The sequence below is a fragment of the Azorhizobium sp. AG788 genome (genome assembly GCF_943371865.1).
In the GTDB taxonomy this organism is placed as follows: domain Bacteria; phylum Pseudomonadota; class Alphaproteobacteria; order Rhizobiales; family Xanthobacteraceae; genus Azorhizobium.
In genome coordinates this window covers 20,006-40,726 of sequence record NZ_CALRWL010000037.1, presented here as the reverse complement: position 1 = coordinate 40,726, position 20,721 = coordinate 20,006, and the positions used below count along the sequence as shown (strand labels likewise).

Sequence of the window (20,721 nt, the reverse complement as noted above, 5' to 3'; positions counted from 1 at the left end):
GATAGCTAGGAACCGGCCTACATGCACGCTGGTAGAGATCGCCCTTGGAGGACACCCAGCGTCTTCGCAACGTGCAGCGATGATTCAGCTCGGGCAGCCCTGGGTCAGTGTTCCCGATCGCGCGGCGGATTCGGGTCGTTGCCGCCGCCAAGGGTATCCTTGCTCCGGATCAAGCCGTCGCGGCCCTTGACTGTCAGCTCGCCGCCGCCGGCGTTGGTCAGCTTCTCCTTGCCCGAGGCAATTGCCTCCTTCTGGGTGTCGAATACGAAGCCTTTGGATGCGTCGTTGCGCTTATCGACCCACTTGTTGTCGGATGCCCTGCGGAAGACGGTGCGATCAGGATCCTTGCCCATGTTCAGCCTCCTTCATTGTCGACGTCGATGTCAGTTTCGATGATGGCACTCTCGACGAAGGCCCCGAGCTGATCGCGCAGCTCATTGTAGACGTCGTCGTCTTCGTCCCCGGTACCCAGCGACAGGACGAATTCCGTTTCCATCTCGGGAACTTCGTCGGCGGCCGACATCCCGTAGAGATAGAGATCTCGCACGTAGACCCGGGCATAGACGCGCAGAGCATCGCCATCGAAGCTCAAGCTTTGAAAGGCGTTATGGTGGTGTCGGATCGGGCTCCACTTGTGATCGAATGTCCGAGCATCCGCTTCCGTTATCTTGTCGGTTTCGAGCGACCCAAGGAGGTTATGGAATTTCGGTATGCCCTTCGGCGTTAGGCCACGCTGGCGCTGCACAGCGGTTGCTAGGCGCACGCTGAAATAGTTCGGCCCTGCGATGTCGCTGACCATCGGGTGTGGGTTCAAAACCGCGGTTAGAGTGCCAAAACCCTTCAGCTTGCCCGATTCACGCATGGACCGAGGAATGGGCAGCTCCCAATAGTAGGCAGCGCCCGGGCGCAGCGAGGCCTTCCATTGCAGCGTGACCACGCCGTTTCGGCACTCCCAGGGCAAGGAGCTGACGGCCGGCGTTCCGAAGCCAAGGGTATGGTTGTGCCCATCGCCATCGGCATTGTGCAGCAACAAGGCTTTGACTAGGTCCGGAGAGGCATCCCGCACACGGTGCATGGTATGCGCCGCAACCGCGGAGGTGAGCGCCGTCGAGAAGCTCGAGCCCGCGATAACGGTGCCACCGATCGCCCGCACATGTGAGAAGTGCGAGAGGTCAGGCTTGAGCATGCTGGCGGGACCAGGACCGCTGAGGCTGACCGGGCATTCGCCCCCCGGCGAACCGTTGGCGCTGTGAAGGCGGCCGCCGACGGTTAGCGCAGCTTCGCAGTCCGCGGGGGGCTGCAGGAGATCTCCTGGCTTGTTGCCGATCGAGACAACTGGCAGAACGCCGTGCTTGCGGGCCAGAACCGCAATGTCATGGCCCAAGGGGCTGACCAGGTCGAACTGGCACGGTTGCCGCTGATTGAGCGAGAAGTTCCAGACCTTGGTGCCCGGGTTCGCGGTCATGACGCCATCGAGGTAAGCGATGAAGTCCTGAGGGTCGACGAACGAGCGCACGCTATCCTTGGCGACCGCTTGAACGGTGCCGACCTGGCAGTAGAGCGGCGGGAGCGTGAGGTTGTTGTTCCAGTCGTGGCCCTGGACGATCAGCGACGTCACTCGGTTGCCGTGCAGCGTGTCGGCATCGACCGTGCGGATCAGAGGCGGCGCGCGCCAGGCTTCAGCCGGACGATATGAAGCGGCAGTGAGGCCCCCGTCGACCACTCCAACGATCGGGAGAGAGGAAAGGTTTGCCGGAAGCGGCCGGTCAGGCTCACGCCCCTCGCCCGGAGACGTCGATGTCAGCGGCTGGACCGGCTCGATGCGGTACACGGTGCCTGAAGCCACCAACTGCTCGAGCGCAGCCGGGCTGGGCACAATAACCGTAGTTCGGGCGCGGTGGTGGGCGCGATACTCTCGTACCGCTAGGTTAAGCCGATCGCCGGTTGACGCAACAGCCTGCAGGCTGCGCCGCATGAGTGCAGGCGCATCGCCTGGCATGTCGGTCGTCAGCCCGACCAGCAGCGGCGCCGGCGGGATGATCACCCCATCCCGCAAAGCAGAAAATGATTGGATTAGGCTTTCCGCGGCGTCACGGCCCCGCAGCGGCATAAGCCAGACGACAAATGCCCTTCCGGCGCCGGCTTTTGGGGCAGCATCCCAGATCTCGGCCAGGTTGGAACTGCCGGCCGTATCGTCCTCACTAAAGAAGCGGACGGATTCGACGCGGGAAATATCGACCTGCTCCTTGGCCACGTCAGTACGCTCGACCAGGCGGCCGAGCTCAGTGAGTTGGTCGGCGCGGATCTCGACGAGGTAACCCGTGCGGTAGGGCGCGATCAGACGAGCGTCGCGCGTCGCCTGAAACAGGTCGTTCGGTGTCCAGGTGGGAGCCAGGGAGTCGTCGAACATGGCGGCATAGAGAACCACCTTGCCACTGAATTTTGGCCGAGCAGCGGACTGCGCTGCTAGCGTTCGCAGTTGCAGTCCGAGCGCGTGGCGCTGCCTATTAAGGCGATCGGCCTTAATGCCGAAGGCGTTTTTGCCACCGCCGGTGATCCCCTCGGGTTTGGGGTCCTTTGTAAAGCGCAGGACCGGATTCAGAAGCGGGTTACGAGAATCAGCCATGTCCCGCCTCCTTCAGGTAGCGATAGACCATCTGCCGGCTCACGCCGACGATCTCGGCAATGTCGCCTGGGCGAACGCGGCCTTGGTCATGCAGAAAGAGGCTCAGGCTCTTCTTCTCGGCCGTGTCGAGCTCGCGGTTTTTGAGCAACTGCGGGCTGCCTGCGCGTGAGGACTGCACTGCCACCAAGATCTGCGCGAGGCTTGGCTCCTGATGGCCGAGAACGGCGCGCCGGCGAACCGCGAGCGCGATGTTCTCGATGTCGGCGCCGCTTAGCCCATCCGATGCCCTTGCCAGAAGATGCGCTTCATTCAGCTTGGTCTCGTCATCCTGATAAAGGAAATGCAGCCATAGGCTGGCCCGCACATCCTCGCTTGGCAGTCCAAGTTCGACCTTATATGGGAAGCGGCGCCAAATAGCCGGATCCAGCAGGTGCGGATGGTTGGTGGCTCCGATCGTAACGACGTCGTTGGGGAGCGAGTCCAATCCCTGCAGGACGGTATTCACGACGCGCTTGAGCTCACCGAGCTCATGCCGGTCGTCACGCAGCTTGGCAATGGCATCTATTTCGTCCAGGAACAGCACCGCATTCCGGGCTGGGACAAACTCGAATATGCCGCGGATGTTCTTCGCCGTTTCGCCCAAGCGCGACGAAATCAAGGAGTCCAGCCGCGCCACATAAAACGGTCGCTGCAGCATGGCTGCTATCGAGCTTGCAAGAAGTGTCTTGCCGGTGCCAGGAGGTCCGTACAGCAGCATACTGAGCTGCGAGGACACCCCCTTTTCGGTCAGCAAGTGAATGTTTTTCGCATCTTCGACCAGTTGCGAGACCGTCTGTCCGGCTTCGCCAGACAACATCACCGGAGTGGTTGGCCACTGGCCTTCCTCAATGAGCGGCAAGCGGGACCCAGCGTCACGCGGGAGGGCCTCGGCATACCCTGAGGCCTGAAGCGGCACGCCGCGTTTGCGGAGAAGGGTCTGCAGGGCCTTGGCCCCCTCAAGATCCTTCTGCTCGGCCATCAGCTTGGCAATATTGGTGCCGATGCGGCGCACGCCGGTGTAGTCCGCGGACATCGCGGCGTCGACGAGGGCTGTGATGAGTGATTTATCAACCTGCATGATATTATTTTCGCAAAGCGATCGCCGTGTGTCAACTTAATATCAAAAATTGTAAACTATTTATCATGGCGAGGGCTCAGCACAGTTTCTGCAGCAAGCCTACCGATCGCAGTTTCAAGCTGGGATAGGTTCATTTCCCATAGCGTAGTCGTGCAGGTCGCTTTTGGTGGCATTCCAGTGGCGGCCGGCGCTGTGCCCGATCGCACACTGCCGCCAGCACTGCTTTAATCGGCGGATGTCCGCATTTGGGCCACAGCCGTTGCCAGATGAATGGCCTGAATGGGGGCGCAAAGCGGACGTTGCTCAAAGGGCAGTTGAGGGGCCACCTCAGGTGACGTTGGCTGTGCTCATCGCCCTCCACAAAGAGAGGTGATTGTCATCGGCACGGCGGACTTGGGGTCTTAAATGCCATGCGAATTAGGAGCCGGATAAAGTCAGGCGCGGGCTGGGCTTAATCGCGCGCTGCTAAAGCCTCACGCTGCTGAGCTAACGGCATCGCGCGGCTTGTCCAAATCGGCCCAGATCCGAGCGAAATACTCGGTGAACAGTGGGTCGGAGCGTAGATCCACGGGATCGCGGCCAATCTTCGGCAAGGTGATGTGGTGAAGGTTGCGCACCACCGTGGGGCGCAGGCCCAGAACCAGCACGCGGTCCGCCATGGCGATGGCCTCGCCGATGTCGTGGGTGACGAGAATGGCGCTCTTGCCGCGCTCGGCGATGATGCGCGTCACATCCGCCTGAAGCAGCAGGCGGGTCTGGAAATCCAGTGCCGAGAAGGGCTCGTCCAGCAGGATCACACCCGGATCGAACGCGAGCGTGCGCATGATAGCCACGCGCTGGCGCATGCCGCCGGACAGGATGGCGGGCTTGGCATGCTCGAAGCCGGACAGGCCATAGGCCGCGATCAGCCCCATGGCGATCTCGCGGGCTTGCGCCTTGGGCGTGCCGCGCACCTCAAGGCCGAGGACGACATTTTCCAGCACCGTGCGCCAGGGCAGCAGCAGGTCCTTCTGGAGCATGTAGCCCACATGGCCGGTGGCCTGCTCCACCCGCCGCCCGTTCACCTCCACGTGGCCGCGCGTGGGTTCCAGCAGGCCGGAGATGATGTTGAACAAGGTGGACTTGCCGCAGCCGGACGGGCCGACAATGGCCAGCGTCTCGCCCTCATACAGCTCGAAATCCACCTTGCGGATGGCTTCCACCCCGCCCGTGGCGGCGGCGAAGGTCATGCCGATATCCTGAGCCCGCAGGACGATCTTGCGGCCGGTGTCGCTCATCGGTCGGTCTCCGCGTAGAAGTCCAGCATCAGGGTGTTGAACACATCCGGGCTGACGGTGGTGAAGGCATGGGCGCCCCATTCCACCTCCGCGATCTTCGCGCCGGGAATGCTGTCGCTAAGCTCTTGGGAGAGATAGGATGGCACCAGCGCATCGTCCCGCGCGGCCGCGAGCAGGGTGGGTACGCGGATGTCGGAAAGCCGCGCCCGCCCGTCAAAGGCGAGGAAGGTCTCGATGCGTGAGACCATGGTGTCGATGCCGGGGAAGTGCGCGACCATGTGCGCTTCCTCGGCCTCCAGAAGCTGCGTATTCTCAGCGATCCAGCGCGGCGGATAGAGGAAAAGCGGCTGCGCCCGCACGTAGGCCTGCGGCCCGGAGGTGAGCAGGATGCGCGTGCGCACCTCGAAGCAGCGGCGGATGAAGGCATCCGCCTGCGCCCAGCCGTTCACGATGGTGAGGCTGCGCACCCGCTCCGGCGCCGCAAGGGCGAGTTCCATGCCGATGATGCCCCCAATGGCATGGCCGGCGATGTGGGCATCGTCCACCCCCGCGGCATCGAGCACGCGGGCCATGTCGCCCGCCATTTCGGCGATGCTGCGCGGGCCGATCTCGCGGCCGCTGCGCCCCGTGCCCGCATGGTCATAGAGGATGACCTGATGGGTGCGGGACAGCGCCTCCACCTGGGGCCGCCAGAAGCTGCCGGAGCCGCCCATGCCGGCCGACAGCAGGATGGGCGTGCCGGTGCCGTGGACTTCATAATAGAGGTCGGCGTCGCCGCCGGTTGCATAGGGCATGGACGAGAAACCCGGTCTGAAGAGGAAGAGGGATCAGCCGCGCAGGCGGCGCTCGATCCAGTCGATGGCGCCGTACATAGCGAGCGCGACGGCCATCAGGGCGGCGATGCCGACCCAGACCGCGTTGAGGTCATAAAGCACCCCGGCATAGTAGATCATGTAGCCGAGGCCCTCCTTGGAGGCGATATACTCGCCCACCACCGCGCCGATGAGCGCAAAGCCCACATTGAGCCGGAAGGCGGAGACGATCCACGGCATGGCGCCGGGCACGATGACCGTGCGCCAGGTGCGCAGCCGCCCTGCCCCCAGCGAACGCATGAGCTTCACCAGATCCGCATCCACCTCCTTCGCGCCCTGCTGGGCGGTGATGAGCGCGACGATGAAGGTGATGATGGCGGCAATGGCGATCTTGGAGCCGAGGCCGATGCCGAACCAGACGATGATGAGCGGCGCCAGCGCGATCTTCGGCAGGCCGTTGAGCGCGATCATATAGGGCCGCAGCACCGCCGCGCCGGTGGGAAACAGCCAGAGCAGGAGCCCCGCCGCGCTGCCGCACACCGTGCCGATGGCAAAGCCGGCGATTGCCTCCCATGCGGTCAAGGCGGAATCGCGCAGCAACTCTCCCGAGAGCAGCAGCGTCCACCCCTTGGCGAACACGCCGCTCGGCTGGCCATAGAGATAGACCGCCAGGACGCCGGTGCGGATGGCAATTTCCCATGCGCCCAGCAGCGCCGCCAGCAGCAGCACCTGATAGAGCGCGACGCGGGAGGGCGACGGCACGCGCACGCGCCAGCCACCGGCCTGCGGCAAGGCCTCTGTCCGTGCGAGTGCCATGGGCTCAGCCCCGCTTGTGCGCGATGGAGGCGATCTCCACCCGCGCGCCCGGCTTCACGAGGCCCACCTGCACGCAATAGCGCGCCGGCTTCTCGCCCGGAAAGTATTCCGCATAGACCTTGTTGATGGCGGCATAGTCGCCCCAATGGGTGAGGAAGACGTGGTTGAAGGTCACGTCCGCCATGGTGGCGCCGGCGGCTTCCAGAATGCTCTTGATGATCTCCAGCACATGCCGGGTCTGCGCCTCGGCGTCGTCCGGGAACACCACGTTATTGTCCTTGTCGAAGGGCAGCGTGCCCGAGACATAGACCACATTGTCGGCCTGCATGCCGGGGGAGAAGGGCGCAAGCGGCGTGCCGGAACCGGCGGGAATGACGGCGCGGGTCATGGGTCTCAACCTTCCTTTGGGGAAATGGGGGCGATCTGGCCGAAGGTGCGGCGGAAGTCGGCGACGGACGAGACCCAGCCGAAGAAGGTCTCGATATTGTAGAGCGCCGCCTTCTGCACGAAGTCCGGCCCCGCCTGATGGGTCGCGTCTTCCAGAACGATGCCGAAATATTCGAGGTGGAAGCCGTCCCGCAGGGTGGATTCCACGCAGACATTGGTGGCGATGCCGCAGAAGACGAGGTTGCGGATGCCCCGCGCCCGCAGGATGCTGTCGAACTGCGAGTTGAAGAAGCCGGAATAGCGCGGCTTCGGCACCCTGATGTCGCCCGGCTGCGGCGCCAGCGCATCCACCAGCTCATAATCCCAGCCGCCCTTGGCGAGCAGCTTGCCCGCCAGTTCAGGCTTGCGGCGCATGGTCTTCAGCGCATTGGACTTGTGCCAGTTGGGCGAGCCGGGGCCACCGGCTTCCACATAATCCGCGTCCCAGCCGTTCTGAAAGAAGATGACCTGCACGCCGGCCGCACGGGCGATGGCCACGGTTTCGGCGCACTGGTCGATGGCGGCCTTGGCACCGGAGATGTCGAAGCCGGCGAGGTCCAGATAGCCGCCGGGCGAAGCATAGGCATTCTGCATGTCCACCACCACCACAGCCGTCTCCTCCACGGCGAGGGTCAGCGGCTCGGGGCGGGCCGGGAGGGTGACGGTGCGGCGCGTGGCGGGATACGCAGTTGCAACAGGGGAGAGAACAGTCATTGCGATGCCTTTCAGCCGGCCGTGCCGAACTCTTTCGCGGCCTTCAGGGCGAAAGAGTTCTCGACCATCTGCGCATAGGGCAAGGCCTCCTTCACCGAGCCGCCGGCTAGTTCCAGCTGCATGGCGCGGTCCCATTCCTCAGCGGAAATGGTGGGCGCGGTGGGAATGGCCGTGCGGGAGCCGAAGAAGTTCTTCGTGGCGTTGGCGATGACGCTGGGCGCCACCTTGGGGAAGTATTTCTCGGAGACCTGCGTGAACAACGCATTGTCCTGGTGCATCAGCTTCTGCGCCTCTGCCAGCGCATTGCAGAAGCCCTGAACGGCGGCGGGGTTCTTGGCGATGAAGTCCTCGGTCGCCATGGCGGTGGTGAAGGCCACGGGGCCGATGATGTCGGCAAAGGAGAGCACCGGCTTCAGCCCGAACTGCTCCGCACCGATGGAGATGTCCCATTCGAACGCGGTCGCCACGTCGGCGCGACCATCTTTCACCGCCGCTGCCTGCGCGCCCGCCGGCAGTTCGAGGAAGGTGACGGCGGCCTCCTTGGGATCGAACTTGCCGATCGCCTTCATAGCGTAGCTCGGCACCTGGATGGTGGAAGAGGGAAACTTCAGCGTGGCAATAGTCTTGCCCTTCAGGTCCTCGATGGAGCGGATGGGGCTGTCCGGCCGGGCCATGGCCCACATGGAGACGCCGCCCACGATCTTGGCGATGCTCTTGATCTTGCCGCCCTCGCGCGTCGCGTTAACCGACATGCCCGGGCTGGTCACGCCGAACTGCGCGCGGCCGGACAGCAGGATGGGCGTGGGCAACGCGATGCCGCCGGCGGTGGAGACTTCCGCCTCCAGCCCGTGCTTGGCGAAAAGGCCCTTGTCCGCCGCCACATAGAGCGAGGCATACATGCCGAGGCGCAAGGCTTCGGAAATCGTCACCACGGTTCCGGCAGCCCGTGCGGGAAGCCCGAAGGCGGCCAAAGTAGCGCCGGCAAAAGAGAGTTTCAGCAGCGAGCGACGGTCCATCACCATGTCAGACCCCATCTGGCAGGAAGCGGCGGTGGCTTGACGCCCCGTCCATTCGGCATCGCCCGGAAGAGCTATGCTCATTAATTAAGCGCGGCCAGAATGGTGGCATTCACGCCTTTTATTAACAAGACGGCAAAAAATGATATATTCATCAGCCATGTCGATAAATCTGAATCTGCGCCAGTTGCGTGCCTTCCTGGCCGTCGCTCAGACCGGCAGCTTCAGCCGTGCGGCGCGACAGCTTGGCCTGTCCCAGTCCGCCCTAAGCCAGGCGGTGCAGCAACTGGAGGAAGAACTGGGTGTGCGGCTGCTGGACCGAACCACCCGCTCCGTGCAGCTCAGTGCCATAGGCACGGATTTCCTGCCCGGCATCCAGCGGCTGCTTGCGGATCTAGATCATCAGTTGCAGGATCTGAAGGATCTCAAGGAACACCGGCGCGGTCATGTCACCGTCACCTGTGTGCCCTCGGTGGCGCTGCGGCTGCTGCCAGCGATCCTCGCGCAGTTCCAGGTGGCGCATCCCCTGGTCACCGTCTCGGTGCGCGAGGCGCCGCGCCACCAGATCATCGCATCCCTGCGCTCGGGAGATGCGGAACTCGGCATCGCCAACGTGCCGGGGGATGACCCCGACCTCGACGCCACCCCCCTCCTCACCGACACCTTCGCCCTCGTGATGAGGCGCGACCATCCGTTATCGGTTCGCGAGAGCGTCGGATGGTCCGAAGCGGCCGCGGCTGGCATCATTGCTATGGCACCGGGCACGGGCATCCGGCTCGAAATGGATCGCGGGCTACCGGTGGCGGCGCTGCCCCGCTATGAGGCGGAGCATCCCGCCACCCTTCTGGCCATGGTAGAGGCTGGGATCGGCGTCGCGCCCCTTCCCGGCCTCGCCTGGCCGAAGCCGGATCACCCCGTCCTCACCTTCCGTCCACTCATCGAGCCGCGCGTGGAGCGTGCGCTCTATCTGATCCGGCGCGCGGGGCGTGATCTCTCCCCGGCGGGCCGCTCCCTGCATCGCGCCATCCTGTCGGGACCGGCCGAGAATGGCCTGAGGTAGAGGCTCTGCACGTCAGGGGAGTTGCAAGCAAGTTGGCCGCCACTCTTGAAGACCCAGGCCGCATGAGGCAAATGACGTTGCCCCCGGCTTTTATCCAAAGGAGAGCTGGCCAAGGGTCACGCCCGCAGCCGCTTCACAAGATCAAACAGATAATCTCTCGACCTCGATCCGTTTAGAACCTGCGGTGATTGTAATCCGCAGGTGCAATGTCTGGACGATCCCGGTCACGGTTCGTGGGCGATATGCAACGACGTTGGTCCCTCCCACCTTCCTGATACTGTCGTAGATCAACCCGTTGCCGCCGCCGCTCCTGATGGCCTCCCCAAATACCTGGGATGCCGCGTAGGAGGTGGCGTCGTAAAGATCGCTGCGTCCCGTGCGTTGGCCTCTAATGTCGAGGTAGCTGCCTTCTAGAACGGATGTGTAGACGCGGTACGTTCGGGTCTCCGTCTCGATCGAACGCGCGACGGCTTCCCGCCGGAGATGGTGCGCTACTTCCACGACCGCCGTATCCAGATCAGCGGCCGCATACCAGGCGCCGAGCTCTGGCGAGTTGAACCTCATCCCGGACGGGGGGACATGAAGAAACGCCGCCATCACGATGCTCGAGTTGGGCTGGCCAAAGACCCACTCCGCCCGATCCAAGCGAGCCAGCCGATCGGCTACGAGGCGATCACTTGTCCAACCGGCGAGGTCCATCACCGCTTCCAGATCGGAGGCAGTCGCAACGGTGTCGAACACCGAGATAGGAGGAAAGCGGGACGGAATGACCCTGTAGGACGGCTTCGGAGCATCCGAGTATCTATCGGTCACGACCAGGCGATGTCCTCATCCCGATAGGGTTCAAAGTTCTCGTCGATCTCATTGGGTTCCATGTAGAGACCGCCTCGAGCGGCATCGAGGAAGCGCCGGGTCGTCAAGAGGGCGTCCTGGGTTCCACTCGCCATCACCTCAAGAGGTGCCCTGCCGCCGAAGACCAATGCACGATGGTGTCCCCGAAGCCACGCGATGCCTTCGGCTTCGGTCTCACGGAGGATGCGCAGGGCCGACCAGATGCCAAGCACCGCTGAAATCCTGACCAACGTGTCGAAATCCAGCGTGAGGTCTCGATGCTGCTGCACCGCCTTGACCCAATTGTAGTAGGTCGAACGCGACGGGCTGCCGAGCATGCGTAGACGCTGTTCCTCAGTGAGATTCCATAGGTTTGCGAGCGCCACGAAGGTCCGTAGGCCTGGCCCGCTTACCTGGCGGCGCTTTGCGGGCGTGAAAATCTCGTCGCTCACGATCTGCGGTCCGGCTGGAACGGACCTTCCGGCCTCAACCTTTGGCATCACCGCCTCCATGTTCATATAGAGACATAGTCCAAATTTGGACTATCGGCAATGCGGCAGGCTCTGATGACACCTTTCGGTAGCGTTGGGCGACAATGCGGCTGCATATGCTGCCTTTTTGTTCTCATTTCGCTACTGGACGTCTGACTGGGGAGCTAATCCCCCGATGGCTTCCACCGCATCTGCAAGCGAGCAGCACGGCGATGAAGATGGCACCCGGCGACGAGAACCGATCAAGCGCGCCCACACGCAAGATCATCCACGTCGACATGGATGCCTTCTACGCGTCGGTGGAGCAGCGCGACGATCCCCAACTCCGCGGCAAACCCGTCGCCGTTGGCGGGTCAGCCGCAAGGGGCGTTGTCGCAGCAGCCAGCTACGAGGCGCGGGCTTTTGGCGTGCATTCCGCGATGCCATCGGTGACCGCGAAGCGGAAATGCTCGGAGCTGATTTTCGTCCCACCACGCTTCGAGGTGAATAGCCCCGAGTTTCGTAGACGCCGTCGGGCTACGTATTTTGCTGCCGTTCGAACTCCACGGGTGACAGCATCCCGTTCCTGACGTGCTTGCGCTTGGGGTTGTAGAACATCTCGATGTAGTCGAACACGTCCTGCCTTGCCTCTTCGCGCGTTCGGTAGGTCTTGCGGCGGATTCGCTCCCGCTTGAGCAGATTGAAGAAGCTCTCTGCCACCGCGTTGTCGTGGCAGTTCCCGCGCCGGCTCATCGAGTGCTCAAGATTGTTGTGCTTCAGGAAGGCAGCCCAATCCATGCTGGTGAACTGGGAGCCCTGATCCGAGTGAACCAGGACCGTGGTCTTCGGCTTCCGTCGCCATACCGCCATGAGCAACGCCTGCAGCACGACGTCGGTGACCTGCCGGCTCTGCAGTGACCAACCAATGACACGGCGGGAGAACAGGTCGATCACCACGGCCAGATAGGCAAAGCCTTCCTGGGTCCTGATGTAGGTGATGTCCGTCACCCACGCTTTGTCCTGCGCCTCGACATCGAACTGTCGGGCGAGGGTGTTGTCGACCACGACCGACGGCTTGCCGCCATGAGATCCCGGCCGGCGTCGATAGCCGATCTGAGCCTTGATCCCGGCCAGCCTAGCGAGGCGGGCGACCCGGTTGGCGCAACTGGTCTCGCCCTGATCGAGCAGGTCGTCATGCAGCTTGCGGTAGCCATAGACCCGGCCGCTTTCCTTCCAGGCCTTATCGAGAAGCTCGATCTGGCGCGCATCCTCCCGAGCTCTCCGGCTCAACGGATTCTTCAGCCAGGCATAGAAACCGCTGGGCTGGATGCGCAGGCAGCGACACATCGCCCGCACCGGGAACTGGCGGCGATGCTCGGCCACAAACGTATCTCACTTTGCATCCTTGGCGAAATACGCGGTGGCTTTTATGGAATGGCCCGCCCCTTATCGCAGGGCGCTATGCTGGCGCCCAGAATGACAAGGAGAGAACCGATGACGAAGACACCAATCGCCGTGCTCGGGATCGATCTGGGCAAGAACAGTTGCAGCCTGGCTGGCATGGATGCTGCCGGTGCGGTAGTGCTGCGCAAGCGGATGACGCGCGATGCGATCGTAACGTTTGCGACGACCTTGCCTGCGTGTGTCATCGCGATGGAGGCGTGCTGCGGCGCGCACTTCCTCGGCCGTACCTTGGCGCTGTACGGGCACACGATCCGCCTTATGTCGCCGGAATATGTCCAGCCCTACGTCAAGGCGCAAAAGACCGACGATCGCGACGCCGAGGCGATCGCCGAAGCAGCAACGCGGCCGACGATGCGCTTCGTCTCGCTGAAGAGCGAGGACCAGCTTGATCTGCAGATCCTGCACAGGGTGCGGGAACGACTGGTCAACGCACGCACCGCGCTGATCAACCAGTTGCGTGCGGTGCTACTCGAACGTGGGATCATCTTGCCGAAGGGTCGCATCAACCTGATGCGCCGCCTCGAAGACCTTATGGCTGGCGATCCGGCTGTCAGTGCTCGCACCGCCACGTTGCTGGCCGACCTTCGCGACGAGTGGGCGGGGCTCGACCAGCGGGCCAAGGCGTATGACGACGAACTTGCCGCACTGATCCGCGAGGACGTGCAGGCGCGACGACTGGCGACCATCCCCGGCATCGGCGTCATCAACGCCACCGCGTTGCTCGCCGCTATCGGTGACGGCAGCGCCTTCGCCAAGGGTCGTGATCTGGCGGCATGGCTCGGTCTGACACCGCGACAGCACTCGACCGGCGGCAAGACGAAGCTGCTCGGGATCAGCAAGCGCGGGAACGGCTATCTGCGCAAGCAGCTGATCCACGGTGCTCGTGCCGCCATGCCTCACTTGGCCGCCAAGCCGAACCAACTCGGCACCTGGTTGCAGGCCATGCTGACGCGGGCTCATCCCAATGTTGTGGTGGTGGCGTTGGCGGCGAAGCTGGCGCGCATTGCCTGGGCCGTGCTGCGGCATGAAAAGGACTTCGGTCGGCAGGCGCTCGTAGCCGCCTGATCGTCAGGGAACAGCGGTCGGCATAACGCCGGACGCTCACATTGTCTGCGTGAGGTGAACTGAAGATGGCATAACGGGCCGTACCGGCAGTCTGGAAACCTGGTTCTAAATGTGGTGCCCGGCACCGGCGCTTTTATGAGGACCAGACTGCGCGGATATCCATCTTGGCCAGGGCATAAGCCTTGAGACCGGATACGTTGATGCAGACCATCGTGCCGTCTTTTGACAAACCTCTTGCGGACGGGGCGGGCCATACGTTTAGGATGTCGCGCTCCTCGGTGACCCGCGCCAGCTCCGCTTTCAGACGGCGGATCTCTGCAGCTTGGTCAACACCAGCCGGGGCCGGTGGCTTCGAGAACTTCCGCTTCCAGGCGTAAAGCGAGTGCTGGCTAACGCCGAGCCGCTTGGACACCTCTGCAACCGGGTAGCCCCGCTCCGTGATCTGCGCGACCGCGTCACGCTTGAAATCGTCCGTGAAATGTCCGGGCCCCATCATGGCCTCCTTGCCTCAAAATTAGGGAAGAAGGCGTCCAAAAATCTAGGGGCTATTCAATCGCGCGTTGCATGATCTCGCCGTATGCGCCCTCAGGCTCCTGAAGCGCGCGTTCCAGTTCGCCGTCCCGCCCGTAGAAGTAGGGCCTCGCGCACTGCCCTTTCGCGGGTGCTCCTTTAATCGACAATTCCCGGCCGATATTGAAAACATTGATGGCCGCGCCTTCATCATCCGCGCAGAAGGCGCGGAGGTAGCAACAGGGCACGAAGTTCTGGGACTTATTGGCGGGCATGATCGTTGGCCAAAGACAACTAGACATATATAGCTTTGATCTTTACTTGATCGATGCGGCAGGCAATGGCGACCTTGTCGCACATCTCTTGTAGCATTGTGATTTCCTCCGGCGAGAGCTCGCGCACCTGGAGCATGACGATATCCGAATGCACATCAGACTGCCAAGGCTGGCAGGAATTCGTCGTCGCCGGTGACAACACCATTGGGTGACTCCTCGGATACCGGAGTGTCACCGAATTAGCAAAACGCGCTATAGTTAGCTTCGTTTTGCTAAGGACTACCGCTTGCCCAATAAGACAATTAAGCCTTCGACAATAACCCGGGTCGGTTACGAATACCAGGACCTGGTTGGAGTTGAAGCGCTCATCCAGTTTTACCGCGATCCCGACAGTTATGCGTGGATCCAGCTCGAGGCCGTCGAGAACGGAACGTCGCTCGACGACGTTGTGATCGCGCGCGCCGATGGTAGCTACGACTACATCCAGGTGAAGTTCACCGTCGACAAGACGGACTACCCATTCGATTGGACCTGGCTGACCGAGACCAAAGGCAAGGGCACCTCGCTGCTCACCAAGTGGTCGACCTCTTTGCGGAAGCTGGAAGGGTCAGGTGTGGTTCGCTCAGCGTCGCTGCGGACCAATCGTGTACCGGATGCCGCGATAAAGGCCTGTCTCGTCGGTGATCAAATCGACCTCTCCAAAATACCGGCCGCCGTCCTTTCCTTGCTTCAGGAACATTGTGGTGGGGCGGCAGAATGTGAGGCGTTCTTTGGGCAATTCCGCTTCCGGCATAGCGAGCGCGACTTTGACCAGTATGAGAATGCCCTGCGCGATCAGCTGGTGCCATCTGATCTGGAGCCGAACGGATGGCTGTTTCTGCGTGAGCGGGTAAGAACGTGGACGACCCGCAGGAACCAGCCGCCGCCTGACGGGCGCATTCTTCACGAGCACCTCGTTCAGGCCATTACGAAGCAGCGACCGCAGCCGATTCGTCAGGACTTTCGGGTTACCCCGAACTATGTGCTTCCCAGCCGACAATTCGGCGAGGCGATCGTGTCACGGCTCAAGAAAGGGGCGCCTATCACGGTCGTTTGGGGGACGCCGGGCAAAGGCAAGAGCACGTTCCTGAGTGCCCTAACGAACCGTTTGAGGAGGGAGCGCGCAGGTTCGCCAGTGATCCGCCATCACTACTTCCTAGCGCTCGATGACGCCACTCCCGATCGTTCGTCGTTCATGACAATCGCAGCGTCGCTCATCAATCAGCTCTTCGTGCTCTACCCCGACAGCGTCGGTGGGCAAATCGAGAGACCAACTGACCTAAGACCTTTGCTTGAGCGCGCGGCCCGGTACTTCGCGGCTAAAGGGCAGCGCCTCTACGTTATCATCGATGGGCTCGATCACGTGTGGCGCGAGACCGCGCGGGTCGACCAGTTGAATCAACTCTTCAGTTATCTGCTTCCGGTTCCTGACAATGTTAGTCTTGTGGTCGGCACACAGAAGGTGTCGGACGACCAGCTGCCGCGAAAGTTGATCCAGCAGGCCAAGTCGAAGGACTGGGTCGAGATTCCCGCGATGGACGAGGTCGCCGTTGCCAAATGGGTGGCGGCACAAGACCGCGCCAAGCAACTGCTGGTGCGAACCTACAATGGCGAGGATAGAAGCAAGGCGGTCGATGCGATCGCGGAGAGCTTCTACAAGATCTCCAAAGGGCATCCTCTGCACCTGATCTACGCGTTCGAGAGCGTGGCGCTCTCAAACAGGCCGATCCGGTCGGAAGACGTCGATGCGATCCCGTCATGTCCGGATGGCGACATCCGGACCTACTATGCGGCGCTCTGGAGCGGCCTCACGCCCGATGCGCGGGAGACTCTACAAGCTATGGCCGGAACGGCGTTCTTCTGGCCAAGTGCTGGAATTCGCAAGTGTTTCGGCGATTTTTCGGAGATCGCATTTCTGGTCGAGGCACGAGAGTCCGGACTAGTGCCTTTTCATGGCAGCATCTTTGCGTGGGTCAGGGAGCGGGCGGATCACAAGGATGCATACGAGGCACTTTTGCCGCGTATCGTCGCGTGGCTTGAGGCTGACGCGCCAGCGCTATGGCGTTGGGGATGGCTATGGCTCACTCGTGCGCGGATGGGGGACGCAAAACCTCTGCTCGACGGCACGACGCGAGACTGGATCAAGGGGTCTCTGGCGTCGGGCTACAGCGATCGACAGGTGATCGAAATTCTGACCGCGGCCGAGTGGGCGGCTTTTCACATAGGAGACCTCGCCAAGACCGTCAGCCTGCATTGGCTGAAGATTCGGGCGCTCAACGTGCGTGACTACCAATCGGGCGACTACGCATCGTTTCAGGCGAATGCCATCTCTGCCGCTGCGAACTGGGAGCAGTTGCGCATCCTCGCGGACGATCCCGGTGGGCTCACTGAAGGCGAGCTGGTGTCACTCCTTGAGGTGGCGCCGGATGGGCTGAAGGCAGAGATGTGCGAGGCTTCCATGACCGAGCTGCGGCGTCGCTTGAACGTTTGGATTGAGCTTCGTCACAAACCTCAGGACGAGTTCGTCGGGACAACCCACAGGCTCATGGAGGTTGCGAGCGCAGGGGACAAGGAGACCGCCGAGAGAATGGTGTCCTTCCTCAAAGGCTTCAGGGATCCGATGTCGCTGTTGATCGATTTCGTTCGCGATATCGGCAGGTCAGGCAACCTCGACGTTCTCATCTGGCTCACGTCCAAATTCAGAGCCGACAAATGGGCTGCGCTCATCAAGAACATCCACGACCAGATCGCCCGAACGGGTGGATATCTTGGAGTCGACCTCGGCTTGCGCCACGCCGTGTCGCCCAAAACGCCCGTGAGTCCACTGCTGATGTGCTGGTTCCTGCTGCGTGATCGCAGCGCCAGCCGCCGAATGACGCTGCCGCCACCGCCCATGGGGCTCGGCGATGAGGATATGCGCTTCGGTCGCGCCGCAGGAGTCGACCGCTTCTTGCATACGGTATTCTTTTCGGCTCTGGCGTGCGCCCTCCGAGCCGAGGGAGATCATTCCATGATCCACCCGGGGCTCGATCAGATGAAGATCGGGTGGCTTCGCGAAGGAATCGCTTGTTTGGAGACGGCAGCGGCGCAGATCGCAAGCGGCGCGTTACCAGCAGACTTTACCAGCGTGTTCGTCGCCGCCGCCAAGCTCGAGCCGGTACCATTCAAGGGAAACAGCAACGAGGCTGAACACAGGCGCTATCTGGCTTTCCGGCTCGCATTGTTCCGCATCGCCCGCGATCTTCATCTAGTCTCCAAGGGCCCGGTCGCTGTCGCGCACGCCGAACTGGCCGTTGCGAGAGCCTCGCCGCATTGGCTTGATGAGTTGTGGATCGAGGACGACATCGAGGATCAACGGCACATCCTCGGGAATAGCTCCAAGGCGCTGCTTGATGACAGCGTCGCGGCTCTTGCCGGGAAGGTAACTCCGTTCAATGAGCGGGCCGATGCCTGGGTGAGATACGCCCGGTTTTCGCGGGCCTATAAGCTGGGCCGCGAGGCCGAGCTGATGGCGCGAGCGGCCGACTGCGTGATCGGCTATGGCTATCGGAAGGACCTGAATGCCGTCGAGGCACTGGAGGCCGTGGGCGAGGCTCATCGAGCAGGCATAACGGACTCACTGCCTAATATACTAAGGCTAACCCCGGTCGTGGAGCGGATCACCGACTTCACCGACGGTGACGAGACCGGCCATGTCCGCTCGAAGTTGATCGAGCTTGTGGCCAATACAAGACCGGACCGATTGCCTCAGTTCTACCGACACTATCTGGAAGAGGAGGAATGGCACTACGCAGACGACTGCCTCACGTCGTTCATCGGCACTGGGGACTCCTCAGCCGAGACGTTCGCCGCGCTCACGAAAACGCTGGTCGATCACAGGTCAGTGTCGAAGCTGGGCAAGGCAGGCGGGACCGGCAGTCCGGCCGCAGCGCTCTGGGAAAGGCAGGTCGCGTTTCTGGGTGGAGCGCCCGAAGACCGTCACGGCGGATCGAGCGGAGACAGCCTCGGGCCCGAGAAGCCATGGCGTGTGTCGCCAACGTCGTTTAGGGCGACCCAGTTCGAGAAGCTAGTGAAGGAGGCTCATCATCCCGACTCTGATTTCCGCAATCGCAAAGAATTTCTGACGAGTTGGCTGTCTCATTGGGTCGCGAAGGGGCAAGGCAAGAAGGCAATCGACGCGATCGAGGCATACGTGACGACGGGCAAGTCGACGATCTACGCTGAGGATACCTTCGACGCCGTGTATGAGGCCTCGTGCGCCATCGAAGGACCTGAGAGCGCTTACAAATGGCTGGTCCGCGCGCAGATCGCACGGAATGGCTGGCAAGCATATTGGGCTTCTGAAGATGAGGTCATGCGAAGGCTGGGATGGGCCGCACAGTATCACAAGGCCGACTGGTGGCAATTTATCGTCGATACATCGGCGGCTGATCGCTACGGCGCTCCTCGAGGCAACTCACTTGTAATCGGGCAGCGCTACCTGATGCGCTTTCTGGTGATGGTGGGAGAGCGGGATATGGCCGGAGCGGTCGCCGCCACGTTGGTGGGGTGCTTCGTCTCTGAGGTGGGCGATCAGCCGATCGGGGAGATCACATGGCTCTCGTAGAACGCGACGTAGCGTTGACGCTGCTGGTCGAGCGTCTGGGTTGGCCTGTGAAGCTGGTCCGTTGGCGGGCGGCGCGCGCGTTGCGCGAGCTGTTGCAGTCGGAAGAATGGGGCGAAAGAGCTCGCGCGGCGCTGCTCGATTGGCTTTCGTCTCGCCGATTGGAATCGGAGGTGACGGGCGCTCTCAGTGTGCTGCTCGTGACGGACCCTGCGGCACGTCCAAGCTTCGATGCGGTCGTCGGCACGATCACATGGCCTTCGCTCCTCGCGGATTTACTGCTGGAGCGCTGCTACGGGCCGGGACAGGTGATGGGCGGATGGGAGAGGGACCTCGAAGATCCTCCGGAGGACTTCGCGGCGCCACCTTACTTTCTGTCGCACCAGCGATCGGTCGTCCCTCCGATCCTTTTGATGGACCTCGAGCACCTGGAGGAAAAACATGGTCCGCCGTTCACGAGACAATGGGCTTATGAATGGGATCGCATCATGCGACGCACCAGTGTGCCCTACTCGGACTATCCGTCCTACTTCGGCGACTACGGACTCGCCCAGTACGGCGCCCATCCTCAGGTCGTCTCGCGGCAGAGCGAGGTCTTTCGCTCCGCATATCAACGCACATTGGGTCACGCTGTCGCGGCCTGGGGAATGCCGCTCGACAAAGCCGCGCTCTATGCGACTGAGGCGCTGCCGGTGCTGCCGCGTCTGTTCGATCTCGACCTGGGAACACAACCCCACGCCATTGACCGGTTCAGGCGTGACGCCTGCGGGGATGGTGCTGATCTTGAAGCGCTCGCGCGTTCCGTCATCGCGTCCTTGGCGGATTCGCCATTTCAGCTGGCCGCAATCACCGCGCCAGCACCATACGATGTCTCTGAGTTTGGACGCATCTCGCTCACCGGTTATCTGATATCCGAAGACTTTGTTCCCACCGATGACGAAGAGTGGCGCGTGCCTCGAAAGATGATCATGTTGAAGGATCTTGGTCTCTATGGGGACATGCCGGATCTGGATATCGAACGGATCACGGTACGAGGAAAGGTCGGGACCTCGCTGCCGCTGACGTTCGAGGTGATGCCGCATCCCCACGGGTTTTGGCACGATGAAATAATTACGTCTGGCATGTCCGTTCCTTGCTCATACTGCTTTGACGGTCCCGCCAAAATCGACGCTCGGGCAGAGGGAATCGTGACAGAGAGCTTGGGACGGCGGACCTCGAAAACGCAGGTCTGGTTGGACCGATGGACTCCGCTCCATGATCCGGAGGGTCACACGCGTTGCGGCGCTCTCTGCATGGCGGATGGTAGCCTTGTCGCGCACGCAAAATCCAAGCTCGGGTTCGACCTTGCGTGGCGCGTTGAGGTCATCACGTGGGCGAGGGAGAAGGGCTACGGGGATTTGAAGAAGCAGGTGCGCGCCGTTTTCTTCCGCGACTAGGCCGTTCGGCGCGATCTGCCTCTGGGCCGCGGCGCTGATGCGCGAGTCGATCGCCAACGCCGTTTTCGGCGTGCCCTAGGGAATGTAGTGTCGTTCACGGCTCGACGTCAGCGGCCCGACCGCTTTTAGGAGATCGGAGAGCCGGCCTGAACGGCCGGAATGGC

The 20,721-nt window shown here is 62.3% G+C and carries 17 protein-coding genes and 3 pseudogenes; 5 read left to right on the top strand and 15 right to left on the bottom strand.

The features are described from left to right. Nucleotides 1-104: 104 nt before the first annotated feature. The 9 genes from AAG816_RS19250 to AAG816_RS19210 form a co-directional block, all read right to left on the bottom strand. Nucleotides 105-353: a DUF2188 domain-containing protein gene (locus tag AAG816_RS19250; RefSeq protein WP_341991292.1), complete on the bottom strand. Its 249-nt coding sequence runs from the start codon at nucleotides 351-353 to the stop codon at nucleotides 105-107. Nucleotides 354-355: 2 nt separating this feature from the next. Continuing rightward, the gene (locus AAG816_RS19245) at nucleotides 356-2,626 is read right to left on the bottom strand and encodes a S8 family serine peptidase (protein WP_341991291.1); all 2,271 of its coding nucleotides are present in this window, start codon (nucleotides 2,624-2,626) and stop codon (nucleotides 356-358) included. Next, complete coding sequence (locus AAG816_RS19240) at nucleotides 2,619-3,743, bottom strand: AAA family ATPase (RefSeq protein WP_341991290.1); 1,125 nt, start codon at nucleotides 3,741-3,743, stop codon at nucleotides 2,619-2,621. The genes AAG816_RS19245 and AAG816_RS19240 overlap by 8 nt, the downstream gene beginning before the upstream one ends. A gap of 473 nt (nucleotides 3,744-4,216) precedes the next feature. Next, a complete protein-coding gene (locus tag AAG816_RS19235) occupies nucleotides 4,217-5,020 on the bottom strand; it encodes an ABC transporter ATP-binding protein (protein ID WP_341991289.1) in 804 nt (267 codons plus the stop codon). After that, complete coding sequence (gene rutD, locus AAG816_RS19230; RefSeq protein ID WP_341991288.1) at nucleotides 5,017-5,814, bottom strand: pyrimidine utilization protein D; 798 nt, start codon at nucleotides 5,812-5,814, stop codon at nucleotides 5,017-5,019. Before rutD ends, AAG816_RS19235 begins: the two co-directional genes overlap by 4 nt. A gap of 33 nt (nucleotides 5,815-5,847) precedes the next feature. After that, complete coding sequence (locus AAG816_RS19225) at nucleotides 5,848-6,648, bottom strand: ABC transporter permease (protein ID WP_341991287.1); 801 nt, start codon at nucleotides 6,646-6,648, stop codon at nucleotides 5,848-5,850. 4 nt (nucleotides 6,649-6,652) lie between these two features. After that, on the bottom strand, nucleotides 6,653-7,036 hold the full coding sequence (rutC, locus tag AAG816_RS19220; RefSeq protein WP_341991286.1) for a pyrimidine utilization protein C: 384 nt from the start codon (nucleotides 7,034-7,036) through the stop codon (nucleotides 6,653-6,655). A gap of 5 nt (nucleotides 7,037-7,041) precedes the next feature. Further along, the gene (gene rutB, locus AAG816_RS19215) at nucleotides 7,042-7,788 is read right to left on the bottom strand and encodes a pyrimidine utilization protein B (protein ID WP_341991285.1); all 747 of its coding nucleotides are present in this window, start codon (nucleotides 7,786-7,788) and stop codon (nucleotides 7,042-7,044) included. An 11-nt stretch (nucleotides 7,789-7,799) separates the two neighbouring features. After that, complete coding sequence (locus AAG816_RS19210; RefSeq protein WP_341991284.1) at nucleotides 7,800-8,810, bottom strand: ABC transporter substrate-binding protein; 1,011 nt, start codon at nucleotides 8,808-8,810, stop codon at nucleotides 7,800-7,802. 154 nt (nucleotides 8,811-8,964) lie between these two features. On the opposite strand from AAG816_RS19210, the gene AAG816_RS19205 reads away from it, so the two are divergent. Then, a complete protein-coding gene (locus AAG816_RS19205; protein WP_341991283.1) occupies nucleotides 8,965-9,864 on the top strand; it encodes a LysR family transcriptional regulator in 900 nt (299 codons plus the stop codon). Nucleotides 9,865-10,005: 141 nt separating this feature from the next. On the opposite strand, the gene AAG816_RS19200 is transcribed toward AAG816_RS19205, so the two are convergent. Both AAG816_RS19200 and AAG816_RS19195 read right to left on the bottom strand, forming a co-directional pair. Next, nucleotides 10,006-10,677, bottom strand: coding sequence for an RES family NAD+ phosphorylase (locus AAG816_RS19200; RefSeq protein WP_341991282.1), 672 nt, complete (start codon nucleotides 10,675-10,677; stop codon nucleotides 10,006-10,008). Further along, nucleotides 10,674-11,195 carry an antitoxin Xre/MbcA/ParS toxin-binding domain-containing protein gene (locus AAG816_RS19195; protein WP_341991281.1) on the bottom strand — a complete coding sequence of 174 codons (522 nt, stop codon included), beginning with the start codon at nucleotides 11,193-11,195 and terminating at the stop codon, nucleotides 10,674-10,676. The genes AAG816_RS19200 and AAG816_RS19195 overlap by 4 nt, the downstream gene beginning before the upstream one ends. Nucleotides 11,196-11,404: 209 nt before the next feature. Here AAG816_RS19195 and AAG816_RS19190 point away from each other — a divergent pair. Then, nucleotides 11,405-11,671, top strand: a pseudogene (locus AAG816_RS19190) (DNA polymerase IV); the annotation flags it as partial. 31 nt (nucleotides 11,672-11,702) lie between these two features. Here the strand turns inward: AAG816_RS19190 and AAG816_RS19185 are convergent. Further along, nucleotides 11,703-12,585: pseudogene (locus AAG816_RS19185) on the bottom strand (IS3 family transposase); the annotation flags it as partial. 74 nt (nucleotides 12,586-12,659) lie between these two features. On the opposite strand from AAG816_RS19185, the gene AAG816_RS19180 reads away from it, so the two are divergent. Then, nucleotides 12,660-13,694 carry an IS110 family transposase gene (locus tag AAG816_RS19180; protein ID WP_341991280.1) on the top strand — a complete coding sequence of 345 codons (1,035 nt, stop codon included), beginning with the start codon at nucleotides 12,660-12,662 and terminating at the stop codon, nucleotides 13,692-13,694. Between the two features lie 259 nt (nucleotides 13,695-13,953). Here AAG816_RS19180 and AAG816_RS19175 read toward each other — a convergent pair. The 3 genes and pseudogenes from AAG816_RS19175 to AAG816_RS19165 form a co-directional block, all read right to left on the bottom strand. Further along, nucleotides 13,954-14,187: pseudogene (locus AAG816_RS19175) on the bottom strand (transposase); the annotation flags it as partial. A gap of 52 nt (nucleotides 14,188-14,239) precedes the next feature. Further along, on the bottom strand, nucleotides 14,240-14,479 hold the full coding sequence (locus tag AAG816_RS19170) for a DUF4238 domain-containing protein (protein WP_341991279.1): 240 nt from the start codon (nucleotides 14,477-14,479) through the stop codon (nucleotides 14,240-14,242). 19 nt (nucleotides 14,480-14,498) lie between these two features. Continuing rightward, nucleotides 14,499-14,684 carry a hypothetical protein gene (locus AAG816_RS19165; protein ID WP_341991278.1) on the bottom strand — a complete coding sequence of 62 codons (186 nt, stop codon included), beginning with the start codon at nucleotides 14,682-14,684 and terminating at the stop codon, nucleotides 14,499-14,501. An 81-nt stretch (nucleotides 14,685-14,765) separates the two neighbouring features. On the opposite strand from AAG816_RS19165, the gene AAG816_RS19160 reads away from it, so the two are divergent. Next, entirely contained in the window at nucleotides 14,766-19,124 is a 4,359-nt protein-coding gene (locus AAG816_RS19160; protein WP_341991277.1) for a dsDNA nuclease domain-containing protein, read from the top strand. Then, nucleotides 19,112-20,557 (top strand): hypothetical protein, encoded by a 1,446-nt coding sequence (locus AAG816_RS19155; protein WP_341991276.1) that lies wholly within the window; start codon nucleotides 19,112-19,114, stop codon nucleotides 20,555-20,557. The genes AAG816_RS19160 and AAG816_RS19155 overlap by 13 nt, the downstream gene beginning before the upstream one ends. The last annotated feature ends 164 nt before the right edge of the window (nucleotides 20,558-20,721 follow it).

What these genes read in the sequence shown, in the direction of transcription:
- AAG816_RS19250 (WP_341991292.1), bottom strand. Translation starts at nt 353, where the DNA reads ATGGGCAAGGATCCTGATCGCACCGTCTTCCGCAGGGCATCCGACAAC.
- AAG816_RS19245 (WP_341991291.1), bottom strand. Translation starts at nt 2,626, where the DNA reads ATGGCTGATTCTCGTAACCCGCTTCTGAATCCGGTCCTGCGCTTTACA.
- AAG816_RS19240 (WP_341991290.1), bottom strand. Translation starts at nt 3,743, where the DNA reads ATGCAGGTTGATAAATCACTCATCACAGCCCTCGTCGACGCCGCGATG.
- AAG816_RS19235 (WP_341991289.1), bottom strand. Translation starts at nt 5,020, where the DNA reads ATGAGCGACACCGGCCGCAAGATCGTCCTGCGGGCTCAGGATATCGGC.
- rutD (WP_341991288.1), bottom strand. Translation starts at nt 5,814, where the DNA reads ATGCCCTATGCAACCGGCGGCGACGCCGACCTCTATTATGAAGTCCAC.
- AAG816_RS19225 (WP_341991287.1), bottom strand. Translation starts at nt 6,648, where the DNA reads ATGGCACTCGCACGGACAGAGGCCTTGCCGCAGGCCGGTGGCTGGCGC.
- rutC (WP_341991286.1), bottom strand. Translation starts at nt 7,036, where the DNA reads ATGACCCGCGCCGTCATTCCCGCCGGTTCCGGCACGCCGCTTGCGCCC.
- rutB (WP_341991285.1), bottom strand. Translation starts at nt 7,788, where the DNA reads ATGACTGTTCTCTCCCCTGTTGCAACTGCGTATCCCGCCACGCGCCGC.
- AAG816_RS19210 (WP_341991284.1), bottom strand. Translation starts at nt 8,810, where the DNA reads ATGGTGATGGACCGTCGCTCGCTGCTGAAACTCTCTTTTGCCGGCGCT.
- AAG816_RS19205 (WP_341991283.1), top strand. Translation starts at nt 8,965, where the DNA reads ATGTCGATAAATCTGAATCTGCGCCAGTTGCGTGCCTTCCTGGCCGTC.
- AAG816_RS19195 (WP_341991281.1), bottom strand. Translation starts at nt 11,195, where the DNA reads ATGCCAAAGGTTGAGGCCGGAAGGTCCGTTCCAGCCGGACCGCAGATC.
- AAG816_RS19180 (WP_341991280.1), top strand. Translation starts at nt 12,660, where the DNA reads ATGACGAAGACACCAATCGCCGTGCTCGGGATCGATCTGGGCAAGAAC.
- AAG816_RS19170 (WP_341991279.1), bottom strand. Translation starts at nt 14,479, where the DNA reads ATGCCCGCCAATAAGTCCCAGAACTTCGTGCCCTGTTGCTACCTCCGC.
- AAG816_RS19165 (WP_341991278.1), bottom strand. Translation starts at nt 14,684, where the DNA reads ATGGTGTTGTCACCGGCGACGACGAATTCCTGCCAGCCTTGGCAGTCT.
- AAG816_RS19155 (WP_341991276.1), top strand. Translation starts at nt 19,112, where the DNA reads ATGGCTCTCGTAGAACGCGACGTAGCGTTGACGCTGCTGGTCGAGCGT.